The sequence below is a fragment of the Dietzia sp. E1 genome, from assembly GCF_014145015.1.
GTDB lineage: Bacteria > Actinomycetota > Actinomycetes > Mycobacteriales > Mycobacteriaceae > Dietzia > Dietzia cinnamea_A.
Window position 1 is genome coordinate 1 of the sequence record NZ_JAALDU010000150.1, and the last position, 1,073, is coordinate 1,073.

The following is a 1,073-nucleotide window of genomic DNA, read 5'->3' on the forward strand; positions in this document are numbered from 1 at the left end:
GCGTACTGGGTGCTCTGCCGGCGGACCAGCAGGTCCAGCCGGAGGAGGATCGGCCGGAACTGTTCGGCGAGACCCAGAGCGGGCCCGACCTCACCGGCGTCCGGTTCCCTCGTCGTCGTCACCATGACCCCAGCCCCCTCGAGACCGGCTCCCCCCGGGAGCCTCGCGGCACCGAATGTAAGCCCTTCTTCTCCCGCCGTGGGGCGTCACGTCGAGGCACTGGTGGGGCGGCGTGTGGTGGTGGACACTGAACGCATGGGTTTGTATCACCAGATCACCGGATCCGGACCGACCATCGTCCTCATCCACGGCGTCTGCCACCGCGCGCACGCCTGGGACGCGGTGGTCCCGTTGCTCGCGGACCGGTTCCGCGTGGTCGTCGTCGACCTGCCCGGACACGGGCGCTCCGCCGACCTGCCGGACGCCGGGGACGTGCTCGACCACTTCGTCGGTGAGCTCGTCGACCTGATCGAGGCGGTCGTCCCGGCCGGCGAGCGGCCGCACATCGCCGGCAACTCCCTCGGCGGCTTCCTCGCGCTGGAACTCGGCGCGCGCGGGTTGGCCAGCAGCGTCACCGCGCTCTCGCCCGCCGGGTTCTTCCGCTCGCACGCCGAGTGGCGCTACACGATCACCGTCTTCCGCAGCCTCCGACGCGCGGCCGGCAGACTCGGGCGGCACATCCCCGCCCTCACCGAGCGGGCCGCCGGACGCGCGGTGATGATGGCGGTGTTCTGCGCCCGCCCGTGGCGGTACCCCGCCGAGGCCGCCGCGATCGACAGCGAGGCGATCGTGTCCAACACCGTGCTGGACCGGGCCGACCGCCGGACATTCCTGTTCTCCGCGCCCGTCGACGAGAACCTCCCCATCACCCTCCGCTGGGGCCGGTTCGACATGGTCCTGCCGGTCGGCCAGGTCAAGCTCGCCACGCGGCTGTTCCCGCAGGCGAAGGTGGAGATCACCGCCGACGGGCACGTGCCGATGTCCGACGACCCGGAGGGCGTGGCCGCCTCGATCGCGGCCTGCGCCGAGCGCGGGCTGGCGTATGCGGGCGCGGCACCGGCCGTCGCGGCGCC

Annotated in this window: 1 protein-coding gene; it reads left to right on the plus strand. The window is 73.0% G+C overall.

The window, feature by feature from the left end; all coding sequences use genetic code 11:
- Positions 1-255: 255 nt before the first annotated feature.
- Positions 256-1,073: alpha/beta hydrolase (locus G6030_RS06230; protein WP_182642530.1), on the plus strand; the 818-nt coding region annotated here is incomplete at its 3' end.